The sequence below is a fragment of the Vibrio sp. 10N.222.49.C9 genome, from assembly GCF_041474985.1.
GTDB classification, from domain to species: Bacteria; Pseudomonadota; Gammaproteobacteria; order Enterobacterales; family Vibrionaceae; genus Vibrio; species Vibrio crassostreae_C.
In genome coordinates this window covers 1-644 of the sequence record NZ_JBFRVD010000287.1, presented here as the reverse complement: position 1 = coordinate 644, position 644 = coordinate 1, and the positions used below count along the sequence as shown (strand labels likewise).

Below are 644 nucleotides of genomic sequence, written 5' to 3'. Positions count from 1 at the left end.
TATGCACACACCATTGCAAGTTCGTGTCATGGCTGACGGCTCACATGAGCTAGTAGCAGGTTACGGTCGCAGACAAATCGCACTAGAACTAGGCTTAAAGACTGTTCTATGTGTTGTTCGTGTACTGAGTGATGTTGACGCAAAATTCCTAATGGCGAGTGAAAACATCGACCGAGAGCAGTTAAGCCCGATTGATGAAGCAAAAGCCGCTCAAGATTTGATCGCAGAATTTAACGGTGACTTACAAGCAGTGTCAGCTACGCTCGGTTGGAGCGTGAAAAAACTAAAACAGTACCTACAATTGCTACTTTGCTCCCCAAGCGTCCTAGACCAACTGAACGTAAAACAGGAAAACGGCTTTATCCTTTCTATGGGTCACGCCAATGAACTGTCTACGCTACCTGAGAGCAACCAAGACTCTGTTCTCCCTGTGCTAATCTCTGAAAAATGGTCAGTGAGCGCACTTCGCAAGAACATCACTACCATCGTAGAGCGTGATCTTGAAACTGCTATTTTCAACACTGCGAACTGTCAAAACTGCAATAGCAATTCCTCTTTTCAAACCTCACTGTTTGACGACTTTGAGGGTGGCAAATGTCGCAATCCTGCCTGTTTTCAAGAGAAAGAAGAATCTCACCTTAACC

The 644-nt window shown here is 45.2% G+C and carries 1 pseudogene; it reads left to right on the top strand.

Annotated features, from left to right (window positions below):
- Positions 1 to 28: 28 nt before the first annotated feature.
- Positions 29 to 644 (top strand): annotated as a pseudogene (locus tag AB4585_RS23170) (hypothetical protein); the annotation flags it as partial.